28 protein-coding genes and 1 tRNA gene are annotated in these 26,305 nt (G+C 45.0%); 22 read left to right on the top strand and 7 right to left on the bottom strand.

Translation table 11 applies throughout. The annotated features are described in order from the left end of the window. Together GX089_06930 and GX089_06925 are read left to right on the top strand one after the other, a co-directional pair. Entirely contained in the window at positions 1–375 is a 375-nt protein-coding gene (locus GX089_06930; GenBank protein NLP02210.1) for a hypothetical protein, read from the top strand. After that, on the top strand, positions 326–1,414 hold the full coding sequence (locus GX089_06925) for a tetratricopeptide repeat protein (protein NLP02209.1): 1,089 nt from the start codon (positions 326–328) through the stop codon (positions 1,412–1,414). Before GX089_06930 ends, GX089_06925 begins: the two co-directional genes overlap by 50 nt. Positions 1,415–1,447: 33 nt before the next feature. On the opposite strand, the gene GX089_06920 is transcribed toward GX089_06925, so the two are convergent. Next, positions 1,448–1,852, bottom strand: a complete 405-nt coding sequence (locus GX089_06920; protein NLP02208.1) for a methyltransferase domain-containing protein — start codon at positions 1,850–1,852, stop codon at positions 1,448–1,450. A gap of 570 nt (positions 1,853–2,422) precedes the next feature. Here GX089_06920 and GX089_06915 point away from each other — a divergent pair. After that, a tRNA-Thr gene (locus GX089_06915) sits at positions 2,423–2,495 on the top strand. A 192-nt stretch (positions 2,496–2,687) separates the two neighbouring features. Here the strand turns inward: GX089_06915 and GX089_06910 are convergent. From GX089_06910 to GX089_06890, 5 genes are read right to left on the bottom strand one after another with little or no spacing between them, the layout of a single operon-like run. After that, entirely contained in the window at positions 2,688–3,440 is a 753-nt protein-coding gene (locus GX089_06910; protein NLP02207.1) for a hypothetical protein, read from the bottom strand. Positions 3,441–3,455: 15 nt separating this feature from the next. Next, complete coding sequence (locus GX089_06905) at positions 3,456–5,048, bottom strand: DUF1957 domain-containing protein (protein NLP02206.1); 1,593 nt, start codon at positions 5,046–5,048, stop codon at positions 3,456–3,458. A gap of 20 nt (positions 5,049–5,068) precedes the next feature. Beyond that, a complete protein-coding gene (locus tag GX089_06900; protein ID NLP02205.1) occupies positions 5,069–5,713 on the bottom strand; it encodes a DUF4912 domain-containing protein in 645 nt (214 codons plus the stop codon). 37 nt (positions 5,714–5,750) lie between these two features. Next, on the bottom strand, positions 5,751–6,989 hold the full coding sequence (locus GX089_06895; protein NLP02204.1) for a hypothetical protein: 1,239 nt from the start codon (positions 6,987–6,989) through the stop codon (positions 5,751–5,753). A 12-nt stretch (positions 6,990–7,001) separates the two neighbouring features. Beyond that, positions 7,002–8,246, bottom strand: a complete 1,245-nt coding sequence (locus GX089_06890) for a hypothetical protein (GenBank protein NLP02203.1) — start codon at positions 8,244–8,246, stop codon at positions 7,002–7,004. A 264-nt stretch (positions 8,247–8,510) separates the two neighbouring features. On the opposite strand from GX089_06890, the gene GX089_06885 reads away from it, so the two are divergent. The 10 genes from GX089_06885 to GX089_06840 all read left to right on the top strand — a co-directional run bounded on the left by GX089_06885 (position 8,511) and on the right by GX089_06840 (position 18,951). Beyond that, positions 8,511–9,971, top strand: coding sequence for a diguanylate cyclase (locus GX089_06885; protein NLP02202.1), 1,461 nt, complete (start codon positions 8,511–8,513; stop codon positions 9,969–9,971). Continuing rightward, positions 9,968–11,239, top strand: a complete 1,272-nt coding sequence (locus GX089_06880; protein NLP02201.1) for a hypothetical protein — start codon at positions 9,968–9,970, stop codon at positions 11,237–11,239. The genes GX089_06885 and GX089_06880 overlap by 4 nt, the downstream gene beginning before the upstream one ends. Beyond that, the gene (holA, locus tag GX089_06875; GenBank protein ID NLP02200.1) at positions 11,236–12,339 is read left to right on the top strand and encodes a DNA polymerase III subunit delta; all 1,104 of its coding nucleotides are present in this window, start codon (positions 11,236–11,238) and stop codon (positions 12,337–12,339) included. The genes GX089_06880 and holA overlap by 4 nt, the downstream gene beginning before the upstream one ends. Positions 12,340–12,347: 8 nt before the next feature. Then, on the top strand, positions 12,348–13,082 hold the full coding sequence (truA, locus tag GX089_06870; GenBank protein ID NLP02199.1) for a tRNA pseudouridine(38-40) synthase TruA: 735 nt from the start codon (positions 12,348–12,350) through the stop codon (positions 13,080–13,082). Next, a complete protein-coding gene (locus GX089_06865) occupies positions 13,082–14,320 on the top strand; it encodes a trypsin-like serine protease (protein NLP02198.1) in 1,239 nt (412 codons plus the stop codon). Before truA ends, GX089_06865 begins: the two co-directional genes overlap by 1 nt. Before the next feature lie 31 nt (positions 14,321–14,351). Then, positions 14,352–14,648, top strand: coding sequence for a DUF4321 domain-containing protein (locus tag GX089_06860; protein NLP02197.1), 297 nt, complete (start codon positions 14,352–14,354; stop codon positions 14,646–14,648). 55 nt (positions 14,649–14,703) lie between these two features. After that, a complete protein-coding gene (gene gatA / locus GX089_06855) occupies positions 14,704–16,140 on the top strand; it encodes an Asp-tRNA(Asn)/Glu-tRNA(Gln) amidotransferase subunit GatA (protein NLP02196.1) in 1,437 nt (478 codons plus the stop codon). Between the two features lie 13 nt (positions 16,141–16,153). Further along, complete coding sequence (locus GX089_06850) at positions 16,154–16,696, top strand: C40 family peptidase (GenBank protein NLP02195.1); 543 nt, start codon at positions 16,154–16,156, stop codon at positions 16,694–16,696. After that, positions 16,693–17,544, top strand: coding sequence for a prephenate dehydratase (pheA, locus tag GX089_06845; GenBank protein NLP02194.1), 852 nt, complete (start codon positions 16,693–16,695; stop codon positions 17,542–17,544). Before GX089_06850 ends, pheA begins: the two co-directional genes overlap by 4 nt. 126 nt (positions 17,545–17,670) lie before the next feature. Beyond that, the gene (locus GX089_06840) at positions 17,671–18,951 is read left to right on the top strand and encodes a hypothetical protein (protein ID NLP02193.1); all 1,281 of its coding nucleotides are present in this window, start codon (positions 17,671–17,673) and stop codon (positions 18,949–18,951) included. On the opposite strand, the gene GX089_06835 is transcribed toward GX089_06840, so the two are convergent. After that, positions 18,952–19,134 (bottom strand): 50S ribosomal protein L28, encoded by a 183-nt coding sequence (locus GX089_06835; protein NLP02192.1) that lies wholly within the window; start codon positions 19,132–19,134, stop codon positions 18,952–18,954. Between the two features lie 296 nt (positions 19,135–19,430). Between GX089_06835 and GX089_06830 the strand changes: the two genes are divergently transcribed. The 9 genes from GX089_06830 to frr all read left to right on the top strand — a co-directional run bounded on the left by GX089_06830 (position 19,431) and on the right by frr (position 26,100). Further along, complete coding sequence (locus tag GX089_06830; GenBank protein NLP02191.1) at positions 19,431–20,270, top strand: MBL fold metallo-hydrolase; 840 nt, start codon at positions 19,431–19,433, stop codon at positions 20,268–20,270. Between the two features lie 216 nt (positions 20,271–20,486). Continuing rightward, a complete protein-coding gene (locus tag GX089_06825) occupies positions 20,487–21,335 on the top strand; it encodes a sigma-70 family RNA polymerase sigma factor (protein NLP02190.1) in 849 nt (282 codons plus the stop codon). Between the two features lie 107 nt (positions 21,336–21,442). Further along, on the top strand, positions 21,443–21,793 hold the full coding sequence (locus GX089_06820) for a hypothetical protein (GenBank protein NLP02189.1): 351 nt from the start codon (positions 21,443–21,445) through the stop codon (positions 21,791–21,793). A 192-nt stretch (positions 21,794–21,985) separates the two neighbouring features. Then, entirely contained in the window at positions 21,986–22,414 is a 429-nt protein-coding gene (gene rplM / locus GX089_06815) for a 50S ribosomal protein L13 (GenBank protein ID NLP02188.1), read from the top strand. Positions 22,415–22,436: 22 nt separating this feature from the next. Beyond that, the gene (gene rpsI / locus GX089_06810; GenBank protein NLP02187.1) at positions 22,437–22,826 is read left to right on the top strand and encodes a 30S ribosomal protein S9; all 390 of its coding nucleotides are present in this window, start codon (positions 22,437–22,439) and stop codon (positions 22,824–22,826) included. A gap of 224 nt (positions 22,827–23,050) precedes the next feature. After that, a complete protein-coding gene (rpsB, locus tag GX089_06805; GenBank protein ID NLP02186.1) occupies positions 23,051–23,893 on the top strand; it encodes a 30S ribosomal protein S2 in 843 nt (280 codons plus the stop codon). Between the two features lie 43 nt (positions 23,894–23,936). Next, positions 23,937–24,812 carry an elongation factor Ts gene (locus GX089_06800; GenBank protein ID NLP02185.1) on the top strand — a complete coding sequence of 292 codons (876 nt, stop codon included), beginning with the start codon at positions 23,937–23,939 and terminating at the stop codon, positions 24,810–24,812. Between the two features lie 8 nt (positions 24,813–24,820). Continuing rightward, positions 24,821–25,540, top strand: coding sequence for a UMP kinase (locus tag GX089_06795; protein NLP02184.1), 720 nt, complete (start codon positions 24,821–24,823; stop codon positions 25,538–25,540). Continuing rightward, complete coding sequence (gene frr / locus GX089_06790; GenBank protein NLP02183.1) at positions 25,537–26,100, top strand: ribosome recycling factor; 564 nt, start codon at positions 25,537–25,539, stop codon at positions 26,098–26,100. Before GX089_06795 ends, frr begins: the two co-directional genes overlap by 4 nt. The last annotated feature ends 205 nt before the right edge of the window (positions 26,101–26,305 follow it).

Here is a 26,305-nt window from a genome sequence, read left to right as displayed (position 1 = left end):
ATGAACTGGTCTAAGAGAGTTGTTTGTTTTCTGTTTATCGCGGTAATTCCGTTGACAACAGGTTGCAGCGGGGAGAGTGATGAGCTTGCCAGGAAGAAGCTAGAGGTGATCTTAAAGGATGATCTTGAAGCGATTCTGGAGGGTGTTGCAGATACCGCTCTGTTACCGGAGCCATATTATGACCTGGTTTCCTATAAATTGTATGATGAAGGGAAATATTCCAAGAAGGCCGAGGTTGATTTTTATTTCCTCAAGAGCGTAAATGTCAAGATAGTAAGGAAATATCGTTATCTTAGATCGAAGCGGATGTGGGAACGATACTTTAATGACTACAGTCTTCTGCCCGATAAAGCTGATTCTTCGCGGAAACAATAGCATTTCCACCGCGGTCCTGGTCTTTTTATGCATAGTCAATGTTTATTCCGCAGCACCGCCGCTCCCCGAAGATCTTCACCAATGGGCTATTGCATCGCTGGATCATGTTTACAATGAAGATTTGAAGGAGTCTGAGGAGGAGGTCCGCAGGATTATCAGAAAGTATCCGGATCATCCGGCCGGTTACTTCATGATGGCGGTTGTGATAGATGCCTGGATGGTTAAATTCCAGTCGAAAAAGAAGGAGAATGAGTTTTACCGCTATTGTGATCTTGCAATAGAGAAGGGTGAGAAGCTTCTCAGTAAAGATCCTGGGGATCAATGGGCAAAGTTTTTTATAGGCGGGGCGGATGGGTATAAAGGGACCTATGAGGCCAGATATGAGAGGTGGATTACGGCATTCAGGTATGGATGGAAAGGTGTGTCGGTTCTGCTGGAGCTTCAGGATGCAAAAAGTGATATAGTTGATATCAATTATGGTGTTGGCAGTTATGATTACTGGCGCAGTGCTTTGATGAAAGTACTCTGGTGGATGCCGGGTGTAGAAGATAAGAGGGAGAGTGGGATACAGAAGCTTTATGTGGCTCGTCAGCGCGGTGTTTACACCAGAAATTTCGCTTCATCGGCACTGGTGGATATTCTGCTGAATGAAAAAAGGTATAAGGAAGCGCTGGAGATAGCTGATGAGATGCTTCAGAAGTATAAGAGGTCAACTCTTTTTCAGTGGGGGAAAGCCAGGGCGCTTTTCGGCCTGAAAAGGTATGATGAGGCAAGGATGATTTTCCAGTCTATCTTGAGTAAAGTGGAAGCTGATCCTCAGGATAATCATTACAATGCGGCTCTTTGTCATCTGTTGATTGCCAAAATAGATATGGAGCTAAACAGGTACGAGCAGGTGATTGCTGAAGTCAACAGAATGGGACATTACGAATTCGACAATGAGGTAAGAAAGAGACTTGATAAACCGTTTTCTGAGGCCAGGCACCTAAAGAGGAAGGCACTTTCTGCTCAGCAGAAAAGAGAAGAAATCAGTGAATAGTTTGCAATTACCTCAGCAGCTTCAGGAATTTTTTTAATCACACCTGTTTTTATAAGCGATAAATGTGTAACAATCAAAAAAACCATAATGATGGTACTCCCGGTATTTTGGAATATCAATCTTAACATTGAAACCAATTCTTGTCATTTCTTCTATCATATCAAACCCGAAATGGTTATATGCAGGAATCTTGTCCCTGATTCCATCACCATGATATTCTACTGGTTCCACAACTGGAACAAAATTGCCGTTTACATTATCGAATAACTTCTTTGTTTGTGATACAAAATAAAAGGGAACACTAAAAACATGTGCACCACCGTTGTTTAACACACGATATATTTCCTTTGCAGCAGTTCGCCAATCTTGAATATGCTCAAAAACATCCTGGGTGACGACTATATCAAACTTATAGTCATCAGATGTAAGTTTCTGCAAGTCCTGACACAGAATGTTATTCTTGATTTCACAGAACGACAATTATCAAAGAATTCTGACACTGTTAATGATGGGTTATTTCTCAGTGCAGTAATAAGTTGTGTACCTGATTCTGCAAAATAAATTGCAATGTCAGGCCTTCTTCTTAGATCTGTGTATTGCTTAATACCTTTCTCTTTCAAAGCCATCGAGATACAGTATGCCATGTGTCGATGTCTGGAGACGCTGTGACAATGTATGCATATAGCATGATTTCTAATTTTCCACAATTCATCATTTATTGTAGTATAAAGAGAGATGGTTTATCGCAGACTGTACAATACCCTGCTTTTAATCCTCGAATTTTGAAAAGAGATTTGAAGTTCATCTATTCTTCCTGCTGGATACAGACAAAGTTGTTTGTTTTGATGTTTAATATTTTATCAAATAGATAGTGACATGTCTATATTGCATTTCTGAGAGAGCCTTTCTCTTTGTGATGATGAAGTTTTATTGTGTATCTGTATTTATGACTATAGAAGCGCGAAATGTGGCCGATTAATAGTGGCGGATTTTATTTTGTTGGCTTATGCCGAGATAGCTCAGTCGGTAGAGCAATTGATTCGTAATCAGTAGGTCAGGGGTTCGAGTCCCCTTCTCGGCTTTTTTCCCTTCAAGTATAACCCCCGATAGCCCAGCTTACTAACGAAGAGTCAGAAGTTTAAAGCTCACAAAATGTGAACTTGAAGAGAAACTGGATAGCTGGTAAGCTTGACATCATAAAATTACTTCACAATTTGTGATATCAATCTGGGCTCACTGTAAGGGGATTGTTTGTCCCCTTACAGCTTTCAGATTAAAAAACTATAAACCGTATTCCTGCCCGAATCTGCCAGTTGGACCCGGGGGCTCTTAGCGGAGCATCAAGATTTGCAGCATCCTTCTCATAATTGATGGTGAGCCCATCTTCGATCCGTTTGCGCCACTTGAAACTCAGCTGTTCAAATGCTACCTCGCCGAATACAGCCATGAGGTCGGAAAGCGGTATATCAATTCCCAGTAGCCCTAACAATCCCAGTGCAGGCGAGGATTTTATTTTGCCGTCAAAATTATCTACATTTGTTCCAATTGTTTTTGATCTCTCATAGGAGAGGGAATTCCAGAAAAATCCAATACCTACCCCTGTGTACATGTTGAGGAGCTCCAGTATCTCAAATCTGGGTACCACTAGTACCTTTAAGCCAAATAAGCTGGATCTGTAATTAATTGAAATAGAGCTGTCTAGTAATGCTGCGTTCGTGAAATTATGATTGTTTTGGATTTCAAGCCTTGGCACTTTTCCTGAAAATCCGAAGGCTAACTGAAGAGCCACGTTTTCCATCATGAAATACTGAATCCCGGCTTCAAGCTTGATACCCTGGCCATAATTGAAGTAGTTATCTTTCCGTTCGGTAAGAGTATTATCATCATAGGTGTGTGAGGAGAAAACCTGTCCTCCTGTGGGAAATCCAAAACCTAATGATGCGAAGATGTTGAGGGTTTCACTGTCTTGCGCGAAAGCAAATGATACGGCTGCAAGCAATAAGGTAGCGACTTTTCTGCAATTCATAGATACTCCTTTGGGTCAGGAATAGACTCTGTAATCTATCTCAGGAAAAATATTATTGTGCGACTCAAGAAGCGAAATGTAGTCGATGTCGAACCTGTTGTTTTGTAAATCATCATAAAGCCGCAGGAAATTTGCAATGTGTTCCTTTGTACGTCTCTCGGCATACTGTACCATCGTGCCGGTTTTCATTATAAAAGCCCAGTCGCTTGACTCTGCAAGAAGAAGCTCACGTGCCATCTGATTGAGTACCCGCCTGACATTCTGATCCGCCTCAGGAAATCTCATCGCGCACTCTGTCATCCTCTCTTCCATACGATGCAGATGGCGGTAGATCCAACTGTTGCACTCATGCAGCCATACTTCTGAATATCCTCCCTGTCCCCATGAGGAGAATGCAGGTTGAACAGCCTGATTGGATGGAAAAAGTTCAAGATAGTCGGAAGGGGTTATCAAGCGGATCGTATTCTGCTCGAAAGCTATCTTACGGATAAGAAAATTGAGCCACTCCGGACCCTCATACCACCAGTGCCCGAACAGCTCGGCATCATAGGGCGCCATTATAATCGGCGGCCGGTCCATTATGGACCTCAGGTGTTCGGTTTGTTTCTGCCGGTTGAACATGAAATTCCCAGCATGCTCAGCCGCAATTTTCATCCCCTCCTGACGGTTATAGGGCTGTTTTTCGCAGTTATTGCCAGTCACTTTGTGATACTTGATTGAAGTGTTGGTTCTCATACCGATGGGATCGATGTAGGGGGCTATATAATCCATTTCCAGATCAAAGCCAATATCCCTGTAGAATTCACGATAAGAGGGGTGTCCGGGATAGCCTTCATGGGCGCTCCAGACAGATTTTGACGATTCCACATCCCTGCCGAAGGCAGCTACATTGGTTCCCTGACAATAAACAGGTGCGTAAACGCCGTATTTAGGTTGGGGGTTTGAATGAAGAATTCCATGGGTCTCCAGGAAGAAATAGCGGATTCCTGCTTCAGCCACGAATTTCTCTACTCCGGGATAATACCCGCATTCCGGAAGCCATATTCCGGGTGGATTTCTGCCAAAGAAGCGCTGGTATGAGTTTGCTGCTGTGATAATCTGAGCACGAACCGCTGAGGGGTTTACCTGCATGTTGGGAAGATATCCATGTGTTGCGGCACAGGTGATTATTTCCAGAAATCCAAGATCCTGGAGGTGTTTAAAACCTCTGGTGATATCTCTGTCGTAAACGTTTTCAAACAACCGTTTGCAGAGTGTAAATCTTTCCAGGTACATTTCTGCAGTAGAATGAAACTCGGTGTTTTTTGTACGGTCGAGTTCTTTCTCTGCAAGTTCAATCAGTTTCAGAAGCCTTGCCTGATAGCGGGTCTGCAGAAGCTCATCACTCATCATTGAACAGAGCGTAGGTGTAAGGGACATGGTGATGCGGAAAGGAACTCTGTCTGAAACCAGGTTGTTGAAAATTGCAAGCAAAGGCAGGTAACACTCGGTCATTGCCTCATAAAACCAGTTCTCCTCCAGCATATAATCACATTCGGGATGCCTTACGTAGGGCAGATGGGCATGCAGGACAAGACTCAGAAAGCCTTCAGGGTTGTTATTGCTCATAATAAGTATTCAAATGGGAATCAGAAACCAGCAGATCCCAGATATGTTGAACTCTCATGGGCCTGTTTTGAGGTCCCCTTCACGACCGATAATCCGGCAGAAAAGCTGATCAGCTTTTCTGTTGATTCTGAAAACCATTGTTTGTCAATGTTTACGCTGACTGAATTCAGAGGTGGAGTCTGAACCGGTGTCCTTGAAAGAATAGAATATTCGCCTTTGTCTGAGAATGCACCAAATTCGAAGTGAAATTTTTCAGGTTGGGGCAGGCTTATGAATTGCTCATTTCTGTTGTTCTGCAGTTCTATTTGATGTGCCGTGGTACTGTTATCCTGGTGAGGCTCTTTAACGGTCATAATGATTTTCGATCCTGAGGGGGAATTAAAACCGCTTTTTTGAGGATTTTTGTTGGTAAATTCCCAGTATACAAAAGAGATGTGTGGATCTCTGGGCAGGACGCACACATAATCTTGGTTGTATTTTTCCGGTATTTGGGTGCTGAAACTGTAGCGCGGAGTGTTTTTGTTTACAGGTTTGATCTCTGATGGTGTTATCAGATCATTATTCCTGGATTTGGAACGGGAAATTCGGGTTCCGGATGGCCTGGAGTTTTTTTGCACGCTTTTTGTTTCCGATCTGGAAACCTTGCACTGCCTGCTTGCCATCATTCTCTCCATAGAATCTCGAAAAAGCGTGCTGGATCGGTCAATAGCTGTTTTGTGCGGACTGATACCATTTCCTGCCGGCGTTAATTCCTAAATAAATTCCTGCAAATTCTTCTGTAAAGTTCTGATACCTGCTGTCCCATCGCCGACCATATTCCAGCACTATATCAAAAAGGCCACCACCTTCCTTGAGTGGAAGCCCCAAGCCGAGAGTAAAAGCGAATTCAGAGGCTGTGGGAGTGGGCAACTGAGAGTACCGGAATCCTGCACGGTATTGCATTATTTCGTAATACTTCGGAGTAAGAAGGTTTGGTGCGGGAATGTATTGAGTACCAATGGAGAAGTTGTATGCTCTGTCAACTTCATCGACAGTTTCTATTTCCGAGTAAAATCTGTTCCAGAGTATAGCTTCCAGTTCTACTGCAGCCATCCATTCAGGTGTGATAACATAAGAGGCCCCGAATGCTATGGAAGGAGCTGGTTTCAGTTCATAGGTCAGGTTTTCAGTTATCGGAGCGTCCTTTTGAGGACTGTTCTCTTGTACTCGTGTACCTCTGATTGTGCGTTTGTCACGCGCGTCGCTTTTGAAAACATATTGACCGCTGATCCCCAGAGTCAGATTCTGAATAGAAGACTGAATTCCGGCTCTGATGCCGTTTCCGGTAAAAACAGTGTTAGTGGAATCAATAAGTGTGTCGTTGAGGAATCCTTCTGTTTTTTTGATCAGGGAGGTCTGATTATTGAAATAGATCCTCTGATAGCCAAGTCCTATCCTTGCCCATTTTGTAATGGAGACACCCACCCCCACTTGCCAGTTCGATATCCCGCCGCTTTTTACAAGTGCCAAGTCCTCCTCTATTTTACCATCTCCCAGCGGGTAGGTTCTGCCGAGCCTGAACTTCATGTCAGTATCTGTCTGCTGATTGTAGGAAAACCCCAATGCACCAAGCATTCCCAGTGGGAAAGAGAACGAGAGCAGCCTGGGGCCGAAGCCTGCATGGTTGCTTCTTTGATCATTTTCGTAGATATTGAGCAGGCTCAGCGAGAATGCTGCACTGAAGACTGCACGGTTAATCGAACCCAGATTTGCCGGATTGTCAACCATACCAAAATAATCATCGGAAACGCCTGTTCCGGCTCCACCAAGGGAAAGAGAGGGGCCGCTACTGCTTTGTAAAGGTAACCCGAAGGGGTATTTGAGTCCCAGAACAGACTGAGAATAGACGCATGCCGCAAGCGACAGGATTACGATTGATGAAAACAACTTTTTATTGATCATGGTAGTTTTCTGCTATTTGATTGTTGTCAATACTGCATTGAATACAGGCTTTTCCCATAAAACCTTTTTCCAGCTCATATCTGATGATTTACTGATCTGAAGGTAAAGAAAAACTGTAGACGGGTGTTTTGATCTGTATTTCTGGAGATATCTGTCTGCAAAGAGAATCAGTTTCTTTTTCAGCCTTCCTTTACTATCTTTCTCGATTTTGAATTCAAATGACCTTGAAAAGATGAGGGAATCCAGTTCGGAGCCATCCTGAATCAGATTGTCGGAGATATAATGCCTTACGGCAAAACTGGTGTCTTTTTCATTATCGAAATTGATATGGGTTTCAGGTATGATGTTAAAGCCAGCTGAAAGGATTTCATCGAAGCCGCTTGTGTTCATTGTATCCCAGAGAGAAGAGATATCGATTTTAAAAACAGCAGTGCGTCCAGAGACATTTGATGAGACTGCGAGTGCCTTCTGTTCATCGATGTTCTCATCTTGCGCCACGTAATTGAAATAGGATGGCTTGATGGATTCGGTAATTGTAGATGTATCTCTGGTAAATGTGATTTTCATCAGAGGTTGAGACAGTCTTATAAAACTCGAATCATCTTCGTTATAAAGGCAGAAGCTGAATGTTTTTGCTTCCAGAGAATTGTAACAGGTGTCTTTGCAGCCTTTATTTTTATCGCATTCTTCGTAGCACTCTTTCAACGCCAGGCAAGCTGAAAAAATCTCAGAGACAAGCTCATCGTCATCTATTTCAACAGAGAGCCGGTTTTTTACTGTGCTGTCAGGTGCCAGTTCGCCGATAAGTTTTCCTTCAGGAGTAGTAGATGAGCGCGAGAATTTTTGATCCTGAGAGCATTGATAGAGAGAGAGCTTCAGGTTTTTAAATGCAACGGTTCCGTAATCGAGTGTGTCAAAAGTGAGAGATATGGAGACAGGTTCATCATCGAGTTCAAAACGGGACCCTGCATTTCTGCCGATGCTGAATTCGGTATAGCTGGAGGTTATGTAACCGGCTTTTGATCCGGCGGCTATGAGGCCGGGATGAATGCCAAAATGGGTGTCATTTTCGTCCGGAATGCTGAAAAAATCGGTTACTATGCTTTCGTTTCGTGAAAAGGTTCTGAAATTCTGGTCTATGCTGACAGCGGATGGATTGGTGCTGCTGATGATATCTCTGCCCAGGCCGGTAGTGTCATCAAGACCCGAGCATGATAGAAGCAGCGCCAGAGCTATTAAACTGAAGATTTTTCTCAAAATATTGCACCTGCCGGAGACTGTTAAAGTGAGTTATGGTACAGCGGGTAAGTACCTGTGATATGAATAGATAAAATAGGTTTGAGAGGTCAGGTAAGTCAAACCATTCTCGATGTTTCTTTGTAAGTGTTTTTTCATGGAATCGGCTTTTAGTTTACCTGTATATTAAGTATTTTTCGGTTGAGAGGGGAGCTTTCAGAAAAGCGGCTGATTCAGTGACTTAGACTCGACGGGTCTGGATTCAGGTCTGTCCTGCTGGAATTTATGGATAATCACCAGATCAAAAAACCTTCCGAATGCAATATCCTTGTTGTGGATGACGAGGAGATTATCTGCGATGTTCTGGAAGAGGCTCTGGAGCCTTTTTATAAAGTCACCACCTGCACAAGCGGCAGTGAAGCCTTAACTCTGATAGAGCAGAATGAATTTGATGTTGTGGTGACCGATCTTAAGCTGCCGGATATTTCCGGGATTGATATCCTGAATTATATCAAGGGAAAGGACGAGTATGCTGAGGTGATAATTATCACCGGGTATGCTTCGCTTGATAGTGCGACAGTTGCTATCAATCAGGGTGTCAATTCCTACATGATAAAGCCACTCGACATAACTGATTTTCTGATAAAGGTGGAAAAGGCTGTCGCATCGAGGATTTTCCATTTAAAGAGTCTCAATCTCATGAGGAATTCCGAAGGTATTTCCTCCGATGTAAAAGAACATCTTTTTGACCTTACTTCCTTGTACTTTTTTACAAGAAAACTGATGCTTTCTCTGGAGATTTCTGAAATCATGCGTATAACTCTGGAGGAGGCGAATCAGAAGATGGGATCTGTACTCTCGGTTATAAGTGTTAATCTTTCCGGATTCATGGAGGTGTTTGCGATGCCATCTTCCGGGGAAATAGAACCCAGAGAGGTCAGACAGGTTCTCCTGAACATGCATCAGAGGGTCATGCCCACAATTGACAAGGAAAGATTTGCGGAAGGTGAGATACCTCTTGTTGTTTACAAAGGAAAACAGGGTGAAGCGCCGGGAATAAAGACAATTCATCCGGTCAGTGTTCCCATGATGGTGACTGGCAGGACAATAGGATCGTTAACTGTGTTTTTTGATGGTCCGGAGAGAAGCAGCAGCGATCATAGCCAGTTTCTGTATGTTTTCAGTTCGATGGTTTCGCCGGTGGTTGAACACGGATATACCGCTCTTCAGGTCAGAAGACAGGCTAAAACGGACAGTCTTACCGGAATCGCAAATCACAGGCTTTTTCAGGAAACTCTGGACAGGGAAATCGCACGGGCAACCAGGAAAAAGGGAAATTTTTCACTGCTGCTTATCGACATAGATGATTTCAAAAGTATAAATGATACTTACGGGCATCAGGTCGGTGATGCCGTAATAATTGATTTGACAAAGAGAATTTCTGCCATGGTGAGGGTATGTGATCTTTTTGCCAGGTACGGTGGGGAGGAGTTCTCCCTTGTGCTGCCTGACACGGACCTTTCCGGGGCGGAGATCCTGGCTTCAAGAATTTTAAAAGCTATTTCTTCAAGATCCTTTTCTTCTCCTCAATACCGGATCGATTATACAATCAGCATCGGTCTGGCGGTTTTTGACTGGGAACACAGCCTGAAAAAAGACAGGTTGATTGAAGTCGCTGACAGAGCGCTTTACACCTCAAAACGAAATGGAAAGAACAGGTTTACAGTCGGCAATATTTCAGTATGAAACTACAATATGTTCTGATCTCCGGTGCCATTATCGGCTATAGTACAATACTGGACCTGGTACGCAGGATAATTTTTCCGTTACTGACAAAAATTAGTGAGAAAAGAGGCTGGGATCTTCCAGCCAGGCAGCGGTTTCCCTATTCGATAAGAGACCACAGGAACAGGTCTGTCGTATGGATTCACGCAGCATCACTCGGGGAGGCTAAACTTCTTTTCAAATTCCTGGAGATTCTTGAGCAGCGGCATCCTGAAGACCTCTACCTTCTCACTGCGGCGACCCGCAACGGTGTAAAATATCTCGAGAGCAGAGATGTAAAGTCAGTCTGTGCGACAGGTTTTCTCCCGCTCGATACGATACCGCTGGTGAGCGGTCTTGTCGATCATTTCAGAGTAACACGTGTGTGGCTTCTTGAGACTGAACTGTGGCCGTCAATGCTCTGGACCTGCAGACGTAAAGGGATTCCGGTGGGTATAGTTAACGCCAGAATCGAGGAGAAGTCTTTCAGCAATTATAAACGGTTCCGGGGAGTGCTGAAGTTTTTATTCGGATGTTTCGATGTGGTTCTGGCGCAGAATGAGACCTATGCGCAGCGCTTCGCTGAACTGGGTGTGAAAACAGAGAATATTCATATTGTCGGGAATCTTAAAAGTCATATAATGATCAAGCGGCCGCCCAGAAAAGAGTGGCTGGCGTTAAGAAAAGGACTTAACATCAGCGACAATCAGCCTGTGATAACTGCAGGGTGCGTGCATGCTCCGGAAGGCAGAACACTCAGGGTATGTCTGGACATACTGAAAAAGAACAAAATGCACTGCAAACTGATTGTGGTTCCCCGGCATCTTCAGGATGTTCCGGATCTGCTTAAGCAACTGGGGGGAAATGCTTTGCATCTAAGAGATATAACTACCTCGAGAAAATGGGATATCTGTGTAATAGAGAAAATCGGTATACTCGATGAAATGTACAAGATAGCCGATGCCGCGATAGTGGGAGGAACATTTGATTCTACCGGAGGCCACAATGTGTGGGATCCTGCGAAATTCGGAATCCCGGTATTTTTCGGCCCTGATTACCATACCCAGATAGACGGGTGCGAAAAACTGATTACCGCTGGAGTAGGTTTCAAGGCTGAGGAATCGAGGGATCTTGCCACACTTATCCTGAGAGTGATGAAAACTGAAGCGAAGAAATTTGTAAATGCCCAGTTACTGTTTCAGGAAACAATTAACAAAAGGCAAGCGGTTCTGGAGCCGCTTATTCCATGACAGAAAGTTTGAAGCAGATTTACATTCTGGCAGGCAATGACACAGTGGGAAGAGAGCATGCCCGTGGAGGCATCATTGAGAGTATCAGCCGTAACCACGGCCAGGTGACATCAGTGCGTTTTGACACGGGGGATGGAGATTTTTCCCTGTTTGCTCAGGATATCCTTACACCATCGCTTTTTCAGGAGACAAGGGTGTTTCTGATCGGGCATGCACAGGAACTGGGCGAAAAGGAGATTTCCCAGTTGAATCAACTGCTTGACAATCCACCTCCGGACTGTTACCTGATAATTGAGATCGATGAGGATAAAAAGGGTAAGGAATCGGAACCTAAGACTGCCAAAAAGCTGGGGGCTTCCAGACGGGCTGCCGAGGGCGGCTGCAGTTATATGGAATTTCCAAAACCTCCTGAGTATCGAATATCTCAATGGCTTCAAAGTCAGGTGCCTCTTCTTTTTGGGAGGAAGATATCGAAGAGTGATGCCGATTATCTTGCTGACCTGGTGGGATCGGATCTGGATACTCTTCATTCGGAGCTGCAAAAAATCGATATTCATCTTCCGGCAGGCCGGGCAATCGGCCACTCTGCGATCGAGCATGTAGTTGGCGCATCAAGGCAGATGACTGTGTATGAGCTGGCTTCCGCCCTTTCACAGAAGCAGTTCCCTAAGGCGTTAGCCATCATTAACTCTCTTTTTTCCACGGATTTCTATGCGCCTCTGATGATTTCAGCATTTTTCAGGCATTACTGGGCGCTTTTCCGTATTCGCCGTTTTGCCGAGGCAAATCCTCAGGTCGTTAAAACTTTTCTTTCCTCCCGTGGTTACAAGGATCCTGCGGTGGACGCCGCGGCTTATGATATCGGGCTAGCCAGCGGGCTTTTGCATGAAGGGGAGCAGAGAAAAGTATACCCGGTAATAATTGCATCCGGGATTGTGCAATCAGCACGTAAATTTAGTGATGAGGAGCTTAAGACTGTTCTCAGATGGCTGCTTGAGTTTGACGCAGGAGTAAAGACCGGAAAAATAGAGGCAACAGAGCATGAAGTACAGCTTTTCTGTTTCAAGATCGCCCGGGTATCGGAATTAATCAGGAGCTGAACGGATATTTGAGATACTTTTTCAGGGTAGAATATGATGGGAGCCGGTTTGGAGGATGGCAGCGTCAGCCTGATGTCCAAAGCATTCAGGAACATCTTGAGAGAGCCTTTTCCATTGTACTCAGGACTGAGGTCTCTGTTACCGGAGCGGGGCGAACGGATGCGGGGGTTCATGCAAGGAGGCAGGGAGCCCATTTTGATTTTGAGGGCTTAATAGATTGCGACAGATGCCAGTTATCGGTAAACGCGCTCCTTCCCCCTGAGATCGCGGTATTTAATTTTCAGCGGGTAGAACCGAATTTTCATGCCAGGTTCTCTGCTGTCAGCCGCCTTTACAGGTATCATATCTGTTTTCAGAAACGGCCGCTTCGGTTCGGACAGGTATGGAAACTCAGGTACAGGGTAGACTGGGAAAAGGTGAGGGCCAACATTCCGGCTTTAATGGGAGAGAGGGATTTTGCCGCATTTATGGCATCAGGGAGCGGCTCGAAAAATTCGGTGTGTTCGGTAAAAAGGGCCTCCCTTGAAAACGAGGGGGACATTTTGGTATTTACAATTGAAGCAAACAGATTTATTTATAAGATGGTAAGGTCAATTGTCGGTACATTGGTGGATATTGGAAGAGGCAGACTTGAGGCTACAATGGAAAAGATAATTGCCAGCAGGGACCGCAGCCTGGCTGGGGAAACAGCTCCGCCTTTCGGGCTTGTGCTGGAAAATGTTATGTATCCGGGGGTAGACTGATGTACCGGTGTGAGGGAAAAGCTTCCGTATACCTTCTGTTTCTGGTCCTTGGGATTGGTGCCGGTCTTATTGGCGGTGCCGAATTCATGCGCCGTCTCTATAACGGAAACTTCCAGTTCTTTTCAAATTACACCGAATCTGTCGATACTGTGTACCGTGAGTCTGAACCTGAAAAGAATTATCGTCGTCAGGAGACGGCTGTTGCTCAGGATGAACTGAACCAGTCGAGGAAAAACGCCATAGTAACATCGACAAGGCTTGTGGCGCCCTGTGTTGTTGGCATAGTAGTCACTCAGATCCAGGTAGTGCGGAACCAGTACTATTCCGATGATTTTTTTGATTTTTTCTTTGGACCGGAGCTTATGCCCAGGTACCGTCAGGTTGAAAGCATCGGTTCGGGATTTGTTATCCGTAAAGATGGTATGATTCTCACGAATTACCATGTTGTGCAGAATGCAGCCAAGCTGTATGTAAATTTTTCCGACGGGCGCCAGGTTGAGGGGGTTGTGGTAGGTGCAGATGAAAGGTCGGATCTGGCGGTAATATCTGTAAAGGGTGATAAATTCAAGTCTGTACGGTTCGGGAATTCTGACGAGGCAATGATCGGTGAATGGGCCATTGCAATAGGCAACCCGTTTCTGAATTTTATAAATGATGCTCATCCTACAGTGACAGTTGGAGTAGTAAGCGCACTTAACAGGAATTTTGCTCCTACGGAAGGTGTTTACTATCAGGGAATGATTCAGACCGACGCAGCCATTAATCCAGGAAACAGTGGCGGACCACTGGTCAATGCCCTTGGGGAAGTTATCGGGATAAACACCTTTATCTATACAGGATCAAATGCCAGCAAGGGGTCTATAGGGATTGGGTTTGCCATACCTATAAACCGTGCCAGGAAAGTCGCCGAAGAACTGATTCGATATGGAAAACGCAGGCAGGTGTGGACCGGGATATCAGTGAAGAATCTTAATCGTTCAATAGCGATCTCTCTGGGATACGAAGGTACTGATGGTGTGGTAATTGTCAGTGTACAGCCGGGCAGTCCCGGGGAGAAAGCCGGTTTACGTGTGGGTGATATTATCCGGCGGATGGGAAAAAGAGTGATTCAGAGTCATGCTGATATCGATGGTTTCTTCCTGGATTACTTTGTAGATGACAAGGTAAAACTGGTTATCATTAGAAAAGGCAAGACTATAGAAACCGGTCTGACTCTCAGTGAGTATACCGGAAGATAAAAACGCTGGGCATTTTACAGAAAGGATCGGTATGGCGGTTCCTTTAAAGGAAAAACGGATCTCTACAATTGTGCTGGTGGTTTTTGTGGGGATCATTATCGGAGCTTATCTTAACAGTATAGTATCGATGCTGCCCGGAGGCGAGAATGTTGTAAAGACGTTTTTTACCTACAGCATTCCATTCGGAATTGGGGATTTCGCGCATAACAAGCCAGCACTGATAGATCTGCATGCTGTCAAATTCCAGTTCGGTTTCATGATCAGATTCAGTTTGCTTTCCATAATAGGAATTTTTGTCAGTCTATATCTGTTTCGCTGGTACAGATAAGCATTGAAGGTGCGATCCGGTTCATGCCGGAACAATTAACAGGAAGGTTTTTAGAATGGCTTTTTTAGGTATGGGAGTTTCCAGGCTGGTCGAGAAGATCCGCAGAAAAGAGATCGGGTGCCTGGAAGCAGTTAAAAGTTCGCTTGATCTGATAAGTGAGAAAGACGGCAGTTTGCATTCTTTCATCTCTGTTCAGGAGGAGGAAGCTATAGCAAGGGCTAAAGCTCTGGACTCTCTTCCTGATGAACAAAAAGAGAAGATGCCTCTTCTTGGTGTTCCCCTGGCTGTAAAGGACAATATCTGCACTGAAGGAACGGCGACAACCTGTGGGTCAAGGATGCTTCAGGATTTCAAACCCCCTTACAATGCGGCAGTTGTGGAGATGCTGCTTGAGGCCGGGGCAGTAATTGCAGGTAAGGCCAATCTCGATGAATTCGCGATGGGATCCAGCACAGAAACATCATTTTTCGGTGTCACAAGAAATCCTGTTGACCAGGAGAGGATCCCCGGGGGATCGAGCGGAGGAAGTGCTGCGGCTGTTGGAGCGGGGCTTGTTCCTGCTGCTCTGGGTTCTGATACCGGTGGCTCTATCAGACAGCCCTGCAGCCATTGCGGGGTGGCAGGTTTAAAGCCGACTTATGGCAGGGTTTCCCGGTATGGCCTGGTCGCTTTCGCATCATCACTTGATCAGATCGGCCCTATTGCCTCCGATGTACGGGATCTTGGACTTCTGCTATCTGTAATTTCCGGTGCTGACAAGCGGGATTCCACCTGTGCCGGTAAACCCTTTGCCGATTCCACCTCTCTTTACAGTGGTGATATCAGAGGGTTGAGGATCGGCCTGCCTGCAGAGTATTTCGGCGAGGGTTTGACAGATGAAATCAGAAAGCCGATTCTGGAGACTGTCGGGCGTCTGAAGAAATCGGGTGCGGTTGTGGAGGATGTATCCCTGCCGAATGTTTCTTTCGCAATTGCAACATATTATATAATCTGTACAGCAGAAGCATCTTCGAACCTTGCCCGCTATGATGGCGTAAAGTATGGTTTCCGCAGCGGCGGGAGTTCAAACCTTATTGACATGTACAGCGAAACCCGTAAACAGGGTTTTGGGGAAGAGGTAAAGAGGAGAATAATGCTGGGTACATACGTGCTCAGTTCAGGTTATTACGATGCCTACTATCTGAAAGCGGCCAGGGTACGGACACTGATAAAGGAAGATTTTGAGCGGGCATTTCAGAAATGTGATATCCTCATATCACCTGTTACTCCGGCACCCGCATTCAAACTGGGCGAAAAGCTGCATAATCCTTTACAGATGTATTTGACTGACATCTATACTGTTTCAGCAAATCTGGCAGGAATTCCTGCCCTCAGTGTTCCCTGTCCTTTTGCAGAAGGTCTTCCTGTCGGGGTTCAGTTCATGGCTCCCCACTGGAGAGAGGATACGGCACTGCGTATGGCATTTGCGGTTCAGGAGATGAAGGGAAATTGACAGGGAATATTTGATGAAAAGTTCCGGGCCGGGTTTCGGACTTAGTGCGGTGTTTATAAGTGCAGTTCTTTTCTTTTCCGGCTGTGCTCCATCGGTGAAATATTCCCGTGGTTCTCCTCAGACAGGGACCACTTCAAAACAGTATCTTGTGCCCCGGGACTGGGATTACCGTAAAAATTACCAGATTCCTCAATCCCGTCTCTCTTCGGTAATAGCGTCCTACATTGGTACTCCATACCGCTATGGAGGAATGAGCAGAAAGGGTGTGGATTGTTCCGGCTTTGTCTGCCTTGTTTTCAGAGATGTAAGCAGAGTGAAACTCCCGCATTCCACCAGGAAACTCAGGAAATACGGAAGGGTAGTTCCCATGCAGCAGGCTCGTCATGGGGATCTTATATTCTTTAAGGGGTCGAGGGGGATTGTCAATCATGTAGGTATTTTTCTGGGTGAGGGGCGTTTTGCGCATGCAAGCAGCAGTAAAGGTGTAATATACAGTAATCTGAGTGAAAAGTATTATTCTCAACGTTTACTGGAGGTACGGAGGTTGTTCAAATGAAAGTTGCTTTTCTTGGTGAGCGCGGCTCCTTCAGTGAACTGGCCGCTATAGAGCATTTCGGCCCTTCGGCAAAGCTTCAGGCAAAACCTGATTTCCCGGAAATTTACAGATCTGTTGCTGATGGTGACTGCCGCTATGGAATAGTACCGATTGAAAACTCCCTTGCCGGGAGTATTCATCAGAACTATGATCTCCTTCTGGAGAGTGGACTATTCATAACAGGTGAGATACTGTTGCGGATCGGGCATTTCCTTATTGCCAATAAAGGAGTGAAAAAAACACAGGTGAGAAGAATATTCTCTCACCCCCAGGCTTTAGCTCAATGTAAAGAGTACCTGAAACGTTTCCCGAATGTAGAGAAGATTCCTTATCCCAATACTGCTCTGGCCGTGAAGAAGATCAGAGACGAGAAATTGGATGACTCCGCGGCTGTGGCATCGATGCAGGCGGCTATCGACTTTAACATGAATATTCTGGCCGGCAACATCGAGGATAACAAATGGAACACTACAAGATTTCTGATAGTGGCAAGAAAGGCGGAAAAACCTCCGAAAGGTGTACCGGTGAAAACATCGGTAGTTTTCTCCATGAAAAACGTTCCGGGTGCCTTGTTCAAATGTCTCGGGGCGTTTGCCCTCAGAGATATCGATCTCTATAAAATCGAATCACGCCCGGTGCATGGGAAAGGATTCAAGTACCTGTTTTATCTTGACTTCGAAGGTTCAGCCGAATCGGAATCTCAGCGGAACGCAATCTCCAATTTGCAGGAAATCACCCGGTTTTACCGTCTTCTTGGCTCCTATCCACAGGGAAAGCCGGTTCAGCCAAGGTGCCAGAGGAGAAAATAGCGACAGTCTGCGATTGTAAATGGTAGATGCAGATAGTAAGGTATTGCCTTTTGGCGTACCTGACAGATTTCATTTCCTTCTCTGTAATTGTTGTCCTTTACGTAAACTCAGGTTATAATAAACAGGATGCGATCAATTCTGTTTATATTGATTTCCACCCTTCTGGGAGCTTCGATTCTGTTCGAGGACGACTTCAGTAACGAAGCGCTCTCGACTCTGAATTGGGTGGCACGTATTGACAATGGCGGAAGTGCCGGTTTCAGCGGCGGATCTGCATCAATTGACAATACAAGTATGGTTTATTCTGCGATGCTGGTACATAATATGCCTCAGAAATACCCGGATTTCACTTTCAGTGCAAAAGTAGTATCGGTTTATCCCGGTGCGGGACTCCTTTTCTGCTTGAGAAACACAGATGAAGGGGCCGATTCTTATGCAGTAATGACTGGTGATGGCTCGGTTTTCGCTTACAGGCACAGCCCTGACGGAGCAACCCTTATCTCTTCAAAGGAAAGCCCTTTTGTGAAGAAGACCGAGAACCAGATCTCAGTGAGCAAAAAAGGGGAGCGGATAAGTGTTTTCTGTAACGGGTATTTCATCTTTTCGTTTACTGATTCTGAACTGGAAAGCGGTGATATCGGATTGCTTGCCCAGCCCTATATTTCTGCATCCTTTGATGATGTGGTTTTCAGGGATGAAACCATTGACTCAGCAACTTTTACCTGTTTCAGGGATGATTTCCGGGATACTGCTGCTTTTGGGTGGACAACAGATGGAAGTGGAGACGCAGTACGAGGGGACAATGTCCTGAAAGTCACAACGACAGCTTATCAGGAATTCTTTTATGGGCTGGAGATTCCACTCGGGAATTTCTGCATGAAAACAACTGTAAACCCTTCAGGAAGTGACAGCAGTTCACTTTGCGGCCTCTTTGTGCTTTCCGGCAATACCAATCTGTTTTTCTGTATCAATGGAAAGAGCCAGTATTCTGTCCATTCAGATGGCCAGGACCCGGAGCTTGAATTTATTAAGCGATCAGAATCTGAGGGTATCTATACTCTGGAGTTGAAAAGAGAAAATGGAGAGCTTCAATTTCTGATCAATGGCTCATTAGTTGAATCTAAACCTGCTGAAGCTTTATATCATAAAGCAGGGTTGTATACCTCTTCAAATGCGCAGGCATTGTTTGATGATTTTGAGTTGATTGATCCTGATGGGTGTGATCACTTTACATCTATAAAGCTCAGCAGAGTAAGAAAGGTTTTTAAAATAAGGGAAGGCTTTGAAACAGATATTCTGGGACGAAAAATAAATTTCTGCAATTCCTCATTACTTTTTATCAGGACTGGGAACCAGGGGAGAGAAAAGGGGCTTCGGCTCCGTGCTGGAAGCACGGAGCAAAGATAGTCAGTTTTTGGCCATGGCCTTGAGGCACTTCATGCAGATCTTTATTCTTTTGGAAGTACCATTTACAACCCTTTTGATTGTGCGCAGGTTCGGATAGAAAATCCTTTTATTTACATTGTGCGCATGCGAGATTGTATTACCGGACTGCGGGTGTTTTCCGCATATTTCGCAAGTTTTTGACATATTTCCTCCTGATATCAATTTTCAGAGTAATCTTCAAATATACTTTTTGACGGTAGGCTGTCAAAGAAATACGATCAAGTCCCTGAAATCTTCTGACCGGACCCGGTTATCTAAATCAAGAGGGGATACTTTTTTATCGTATTTTAAACAGTGAAGATTTATAATATTGGATTCTGTGGCGTGTTCGGAGAAATTAAGGATAGATTGAGCTGGTAAATAGTCTGCTGCGGATTATCAGGGTTAAGAAGTGATTTTTCTGGATTTAATCAAAAATGTTGCTTTGATGAGGTGTGAAGATGCGCATTCGTTGCTGGGGATCGAGAGGGTCCATACCCGTAAGTGGTCCTGAATTCATTAAGTATGGGGGGGATACTGCATGTGTGGAGGTCAGGTCCGGGGAAGGTGATTTAATAATCCTGGATGCAGGAAGCGGTATAAGGAATCTGGGTGTTAAGTTGATGAGGGAAAAGATCAGAAAACTAAACATCCTCTTCACTCATCTTCACCTTGACCACATAATAGGGCTTCCTTTTTTCGGTCCTGTTTATAGTCGTGAATTCAGTATAAATATTTACGGGTGTCCTTTTAAGATTTCCAGTTTCGAGAGTGCATTGCATGGGATGATGAGGTCTCCATATTTTCCGGTGGATCTTAAGAACCTTCCTGCCAGAGTACGCTACAAAGATATCATGGCCAAATCTTTCCGGATAGGTTCTGTAAAGGTAACACCCATTTATTTGAACCATCCGAATGGGGGGCTGGGATACAGAATTAAGGAAAAAGGGAAGGTTTTTGTATTTCTGACGGACAATGAGCTTGGTTATGACCTGCCCGGGAGTCAGCCTTTTGAGTATTACGTGGATTTCTGTAAAAATGCGGACCTGTTGATTCATGATGCAGAATTTGACAGGGAGGAGTACAGGAAATTTAAGGCCTGGGGTCATTCTATGTACACTGATGTGGTTGAGCTTGGGATCAGGGCAGGTGTGAAGAGACTTGGACTTTTCCACATTAACAGCTATCGAACCGACAGGCAACAGGAGTCAATAGTAAGGGATTCTAAGAGAATAATCAAGAGGAATAATTGCGGGATGGATTGTTTTGCGGTAGGAAACCAGTTTGAAATCACCATTTAGAGGAATTAATTTAGTGCTTGGTTTTCTGGAGAAATCCAGAGCAGAGCCGATTTTTTTGGAAAGTTCTTTATATCTGTTTTCCATGATGATATAATCGAAAAACTAGGTTGGATTGCACATAAAGTGTGGATTTGTTTATATTGTAAGAATTTTTTCAGAGAGTACCAGGACAGCATTTACATAGCTGGTTTTTATATATGAGGTGAAACGGAGAGTATGGAAAAATCGCAATTTCTTCCTGAGGAGGGTTCGCTTGCGCTTTATCTTAAAGAAATCGGGAAAAACAGGAGCCTGACGGTAGAAGAGGAATCCAAGCTGGCCGTAAGGATTCGCAAAGGTGACCGGAAGGCGCTTGAGAAGCTGGTAAAAGCTAATCTGAGATTTGTGGTAAGCGTTGCCCGGAATTATCAGAATCAGGGATTACCCCTGAGTGACCTGATAAATGAGGGTAATCTGGGTTTAATCAGGGCTGCAAAGCGCTTTGATGAGAAGAAGAATTTCAAGTTTATCTCTTATGCGGTTTGGTGGATAAGGCAGGCCATTTTACAGGCTTTGGCTGAACAATCCCGAATAATAAAGTTGCCGCTTAACCGGGTTGGTACAATTCATAAGATAGGGAAGATGCAAAGCAAGCTTGAGCAGAAGTATCGTCGTCTTCCCAATGTAGAGGAGCTTGCTGCTGAGCTCAATATTGATGAAGCTGAAGTGCGGGAGACGATAAAGATCGGCAACAGTCATATGTCTCTGGATGCCCCGCTTCAGCACGGGGAAGATTCCAAGCTGATGGATATTCTTCAGGATGAGGATCAGGAGCAGCCGGATGACGGGCTAATGGAGATTTCACTTCAGGATGAGATAAATCACACCCTTGAGACTCTCAGTGAGAGAGAAAAGGAAGTTGTGAGGTTATATTTCGGAATAGGGGAGGATACTTCTCATACCCTTGAGGAAATAGGCCAGCGGTTTAACCTGACCCGGGAGAGGGCGCGTCAGATAAAGGAGAAGGCTTTGCGGAGGCTGAAGCATTCATCCCGCAGTAAACGTCTCCTTGCCTACAGATCTTGATCTTTGGAGTGCAGGCGTGGGCAGTTATTCTTTATTAAGTAAATAGAGGGCTTTTTCCTTATATTGACAAAGTAGTGCAGTGATAGTTTACCTTTCTGGGGGCCGGTATGAAAAGCTCAGTTGGATGGTTGCTGTTTGCAGTACTGATACCAGTTTTCTTCATCTCTTCTGTATATGGTTCCGAGCCGGTCAAGGGCGGGAAGAGTGATTCGGAAAACAGGAACACTTTTAAAGCCAGATCCTATTCCAGTAATCAGGATATTGCGTTTATATCGGTGATGGGGAGTCGTCCGGACGCCCGCAAACTTCAGGGATTCAAGCGCGCGGTGCTTTACAATGCCAAGGGTGAGGTCGTGCATAAAATTGACATGAGAAGCGACTCCATATATTCCCTGGACAAGATGATTCAGGAAAACAGCAAAAAAGGCCCTCTCTTTATACGCATGTACCGGAAGTGATTTTTTTGCAGAGAAGCATGAAAGCAGGGGAAAAGGCAGGGCACCGGTTCAGGAAAAAACTCAGGTAAAAAATTGCAGGCACAGTTTTTCCTGCTGAACTTTAATCAAGAATGTTGACTTTTTCCTCACCTCTGTTTTATATTCAACAAACTTATCCAAAAAACGAAATTTGTATTTCAGGATGGAATGACCATGAAAACAGTAGTTGTGGACACAAAGTCGATTGAGCGTAAGTGGTATGTGCTTGATGCTGCCAATCAGACCCTGGGAAGGCTTGCATCGAAGGCTGCTCAGATTTTGATAGGGAAGGGTAAGGTTGCTTATTCTCCAAATCAGGATCATGGGGATTTTCTGATCATAGTAAATGCAGAGAAGGTTGTGCTGACCGGAAAAAAGGCGGAGACCAAAGAGTATTTCCGCCATTCCCGTTATCCCGGTGGGGGAAAATTCCGTTCCTTCCAGGAGCAGATGAGACTTGATCCATCGAAGGTTCTGGTTCATGCTATCCATGGTATGGTTCCCAAAAATGCGCGTGGCAGGGCTATAATGAAGAAGCTTCATGTGTATTCCGGGTCAAATCATCCTCATACTGCGCAGCAGCCCACTGCTTTAACCATCTAAGATAAAAAAGGAGCTGGTCATTTTGGAAAACAGGTATTCTGCGACCGGTAAGCGTAAGAACGCGATTGCGACCGTAATTGTTCGTCCCGGCAAAGGTGAGAGGATCATAAATGGAAGGTCTATTCAAGAGTATCTCATGAGTGATGTACTGGTGAAGGACACGGAACAGCCTTTGCATTTACTCCAGGTAGCTGATTCTTTCGATGTGGTTGCCAGTGTTCGGGGGGGCGGTCTTAGTGGGCAGTCTGGTGCGATTCGTCTGGGAATTGCCAGGGCACTGGCTTTGATCAGTGAGGAAAACCGTAAAGCCCTGCGCAAGGGTGGATTTCTTACCAGAGACTCCCGGGTGGTTGAGCGTAAAAAGTATGGCCAGGCTGGAGCCCGCAGAAGATACCAATTCTCAAAGCGATAGTTTTATTCCCATTTGTAATAAAATTCTGTTGCTTGCTCTGGAGATATCGTTCGTGTCGGATTTATCGGACACGAACGTTTTCATTGGACGCAGGCGGCGAAGTTCAATTTTAAAAAAATAATTTCACACGGTGAGAGCGGAAGACGGGTGCTGTCTGCAGGGGTGGTAATCTATCCGTAATGAATCTCCGTGGAAGTTCAACCCACTAAAGTTAAGGAGTTTGTATGTCTACATTATCAGTACAAGACCTGCTGGAAGCCGGGACCCATTTTGGCCATCAGACAAAGCGCTGGAACCCGAAGATGAAGCGCTTTATTCTTTGTCCAAGAAACGGCATCTATATCATTGATCTGAACAAAACTCTGCTTTCTGTTGAAAAATTCATTACGCGAGTGCGCAAGGAAGTTGCCAAGGGTGGAAAGGTTTTGTTTGTTGGTACAAAGAAGCAGCTTAAGGATTGCATCCGGGAAGAAGCCGAGCGTTGCAAGATGCCTTATGTAACCGAGAGGTGGCTTGGCGGGATGCTTACTAATTTCCAGACTATTCGCAAGAGTGTTTCCAAGCTGGAAAAAATCGAGACCATGGAGGCGGATGGTACAATCGAGGCTCTTCCCAAAAAGGAAAGGATGCTTCTTATTAAAAGAAAGGAGAAACTCCTTTCTGTGCTGAGTGGTATCCGTGATATGCGCAGGCTTCCAGGTATCATTTTTGTTGTTGACACAATCAAAGAGCATATTGCAATTGCCGAGGGACGTCGTCTGCGTATACCGATCGGGGCAATAGTAGATACAAATTGTGATCCTGATGTGGTTGATTATCCTATTCCCGGTAATGATGACGCCATAAAGTCGGTGCAATTGATAGCCAGAGCAGTTTCTGACGCAATCATGGAGGAGAGCGCAAACATTGCTGAAGCAGAGATTATCGAGCAGGAGACTGCAAAAGCGGCATCTGCACCAGCAGAAGAGACTGAGGTAGCAGAGGGAGCTGTGGAGGAAACGGAAGAAACAAAGAAAAAACCTCGTGTTATCCACAAAAAAATCGTTAAATTTGCCGAAGAAGAATAACAGAAGCACATCGGATCTGCAGGAAAGAAAAGGAGAATAACAAATGGAAATATCTGCTGCACAAGTAAAAGAACTCAGAGAAAAGACCGGGCTTGGAATGATGATCTGTAAGCAGGCCCTGATTGAGTCCAAGGGTGACATGAACCTGGCAATTGAGAATCTCAGAAAGCAGGGTCAGGCAACTGCTGCCCGCAGAGCAGGCAAAGCGGTGAAAGAGGGAAAGGTCACCCTGTTGATTGAGCCTTCCTGTGGTATAGTTTTCGAAGTCAATTCAGAAACAGATTTTGTCGCCAGGAACGAGGATTTTATCGAGTTTGTGGACAAGCTGGGAAAACTTTTGATTCAGGAGAAGCCTGCTGATATCGAAGCTGCCCGGAAGTTGACCTCTCCAATGTTTGGCGGGCAGTCTGTTGAGAGCAGGCTGACCGAGCTTATTGGAAAAATCGGGGAGAACATCACTTTCCGCAGGTATCGCAAGATGGATGTCAATCCTGCAAGTGAACGTCTTTTCAGTTATCTTCATGGCAATGGGAAAATCGGTGTTCTGGTCAAATTGTCTGCTGACAAGGAGCTTGACAGCCAGGCTATGGCGGATCTGGGTAAGGATCTTTCCATGCAGGTTGCTGCTGCCAATCCTATTGCAGCCAACAGGGAAAACATTCCTGCGGATGTGGTAAATAAAGAGAAGGAGATTTACTTTACTCAGGCACAGAGTTCAGGTAAACCGGAAAAAATCTGGGATAAGATAGTTGAAGGCAAACTGACGAAATTCTATCAGGAAGTCGTATTGACTGAGCAGGCATTTATAAAGACTCCGGATATCAGTGTGACTGACCGCATAAAAGAGACTGAGAAGCAGACAGGTGCAAAAATCAAGGTTCTTGATTTTGTACGCTTTGAGCTTGGTGCGGAGGAGTAATATACCTGATGGGTGCCAGGTTCAAGAGAGTGCTATTGAAGCTTTCCGGTGAAGCACTTGCCGGAAGCAAAGGGTTTGGCATAGATCCGTCGGTTATTTCCAGAATAGCCGAGGAGATTGCTGAGGTGCTTGTCGCCGGGACTCAGGTAGGGATAGTAATTGGCGGGGGGAATTTTCTCCGCGGGGCTACAATTGAGGGTGTTTCGAGGGTAACCGGTGATGCCATGGGGATGCTGGCGACAGTGATAAACTCCCTTGCAATGAAGGAATACCTGGATAAATGTGGGTGCCCATCGAGGGTACTCACTGCTGTTCGTCTTGACCGGGCAGGAGAATACTACACTCCGGCCAAGGCGATTGAGTGTTTGCAGAACGGGGAAGTGGTAATAATCGCGGGGGGAACCGGCAATCCATTTTTCACGACAGATACCGCTGCTGCGCTGCGTTGCGCTGAGATAGGCGGTGAAGTGATTCTGAAGGCAACCAAGGTAGATGGTATTTACGACAGCGATCCTTTAAAGAACCCTTCAGCGGTACGGTTCAGCAGCATCAGCCATGCTGAAGCGCTGGCAAAGGGGTTGAAGGTGATGGATGTGACAGCCTTTTCCTTCTGCCAGGAGAACTCAATTCCGATTATCATCTTCAAGCTGCTTGAACATGGAAATCTCCGTAAATGTATAGAGGGTCAGGCTGTGGGATCAATTATCAAAACAGGAGAACAGGCATGAGTGCTTTGGATTCTATTCAGTCGGAAACTAATCAGAGAATGCAGAAGACAATTGAAAGCCTGAAAAAAGACCTTTCAAGGATCAGGGCAGGAAGAGCCAGTCCGGCACTTCTCGATGGTTTGACAGTTGATTATTATGGTTCTCCCATGCCTGTAAATCAGGTCGCAAATATCTCAGTTCCTGACGCCAGGATGATTGTTATCCAGCCCTGGGAGAAAAAGATGCTTACTGCGATTGAGAAAGCAATCCAGACATCTGATCTGGGACTCAATCCTCAGAATGATGGTAACCTTATTCGCCTTCCAATACCTCCTCTTTCAGAGGAACGCCGCAGGGACCTGTTCAAGAACTGCAAGAAAGTTGCAGAGGAAAGTAAAGTTGGTATCAGGAACATCAGGCGTGATTCAAATGAAAAGTTGAAGAAGACTGAGAAGGACAAGGAAATTACTCAGGATGAATCAAAGAAGGGGCTTGATGAGATTCAGAAGCTTACGGATAAGTTTATAAAAACGGTTGACGATCTGCTTGCCAACAAAGAAAAAGAGATCATGGAGGTCTGAGTAGAGACCTCGATTTTCTTGATTGAGTGATTTTCCTGAGTTTCACCAGAGAATAAGGTTTCGATTAAATTTATTAAAAATGGTCGCACTGGTTTTTTCATGAGAAAAACTTGGATTATTTGATAAATGATTCTCTGGTTTATTTGGAGAATAAGAATTTTATTTTTAAGAGTATCAGAAATCTATACCCATAAAACCCAGATGA

Origin of the sequence: Fibrobacter sp. (assembly GCA_012523595.1) — a bacterium.
GTDB lineage: Bacteria > Fibrobacterota > Chitinivibrionia > Chitinivibrionales > Chitinispirillaceae > JAAYIG01.
This window is presented reverse-complemented; position numbering and strand designations above follow the sequence as displayed.

Excerpts from the sequence above, each read along its gene's own strand:
- GX089_06930 (NLP02210.1), top strand. The coding sequence starts at position 1 with ATGAACTGGTCTAAGAGAGTTGTTTGTTTTCTGTTTATCGCGGTAATT.
- GX089_06925 (NLP02209.1), top strand. The coding sequence starts at position 326 with ATGACTACAGTCTTCTGCCCGATAAAGCTGATTCTTCGCGGAAACAAT.
- GX089_06910 (NLP02207.1), bottom strand. The coding sequence starts at position 3,440 with ATGAATTGCAGAAAAGTCGCTACCTTATTGCTTGCAGCCGTATCATTT.
- GX089_06905 (NLP02206.1), bottom strand. The coding sequence starts at position 5,048 with ATGAGCAATAACAACCCTGAAGGCTTTCTGAGTCTTGTCCTGCATGCC.
- GX089_06900 (NLP02205.1), bottom strand. The coding sequence starts at position 5,713 with ATGATGGCAAGCAGGCAGTGCAAGGTTTCCAGATCGGAAACAAAAAGC.
- GX089_06895 (NLP02204.1), bottom strand. The coding sequence starts at position 6,989 with ATGATCAATAAAAAGTTGTTTTCATCAATCGTAATCCTGTCGCTTGCG.
- GX089_06885 (NLP02202.1), top strand. The coding sequence starts at position 8,511 with ATGGATAATCACCAGATCAAAAAACCTTCCGAATGCAATATCCTTGTT.
- GX089_06880 (NLP02201.1), top strand. The coding sequence starts at position 9,968 with ATGAAACTACAATATGTTCTGATCTCCGGTGCCATTATCGGCTATAGT.
- holA (NLP02200.1), top strand. The coding sequence starts at position 11,236 with ATGACAGAAAGTTTGAAGCAGATTTACATTCTGGCAGGCAATGACACA.
- GX089_06865 (NLP02198.1), top strand. The coding sequence starts at position 13,082 with ATGTACCGGTGTGAGGGAAAAGCTTCCGTATACCTTCTGTTTCTGGTC.
- GX089_06860 (NLP02197.1), top strand. The coding sequence starts at position 14,352 with ATGGCGGTTCCTTTAAAGGAAAAACGGATCTCTACAATTGTGCTGGTG.
- gatA (NLP02196.1), top strand. The coding sequence starts at position 14,704 with ATGGCTTTTTTAGGTATGGGAGTTTCCAGGCTGGTCGAGAAGATCCGC.
- GX089_06850 (NLP02195.1), top strand. The coding sequence starts at position 16,154 with ATGAAAAGTTCCGGGCCGGGTTTCGGACTTAGTGCGGTGTTTATAAGT.
- pheA (NLP02194.1), top strand. The coding sequence starts at position 16,693 with ATGAAAGTTGCTTTTCTTGGTGAGCGCGGCTCCTTCAGTGAACTGGCC.
- GX089_06840 (NLP02193.1), top strand. The coding sequence starts at position 17,671 with ATGCGATCAATTCTGTTTATATTGATTTCCACCCTTCTGGGAGCTTCG.
- GX089_06835 (NLP02192.1), bottom strand. The coding sequence starts at position 19,134 with ATGTCAAAAACTTGCGAAATATGCGGAAAACACCCGCAGTCCGGTAAT.
- GX089_06830 (NLP02191.1), top strand. The coding sequence starts at position 19,431 with ATGCGCATTCGTTGCTGGGGATCGAGAGGGTCCATACCCGTAAGTGGT.
- GX089_06825 (NLP02190.1), top strand. The coding sequence starts at position 20,487 with ATGGAAAAATCGCAATTTCTTCCTGAGGAGGGTTCGCTTGCGCTTTAT.
- GX089_06820 (NLP02189.1), top strand. The coding sequence starts at position 21,443 with ATGAAAAGCTCAGTTGGATGGTTGCTGTTTGCAGTACTGATACCAGTT.
- rplM (NLP02188.1), top strand. The coding sequence starts at position 21,986 with ATGAAAACAGTAGTTGTGGACACAAAGTCGATTGAGCGTAAGTGGTAT.
- rpsB (NLP02186.1), top strand. The coding sequence starts at position 23,051 with ATGTCTACATTATCAGTACAAGACCTGCTGGAAGCCGGGACCCATTTT.
- GX089_06800 (NLP02185.1), top strand. The coding sequence starts at position 23,937 with ATGGAAATATCTGCTGCACAAGTAAAAGAACTCAGAGAAAAGACCGGG.
- GX089_06795 (NLP02184.1), top strand. The coding sequence starts at position 24,821 with ATGGGTGCCAGGTTCAAGAGAGTGCTATTGAAGCTTTCCGGTGAAGCA.
- frr (NLP02183.1), top strand. The coding sequence starts at position 25,537 with ATGAGTGCTTTGGATTCTATTCAGTCGGAAACTAATCAGAGAATGCAG.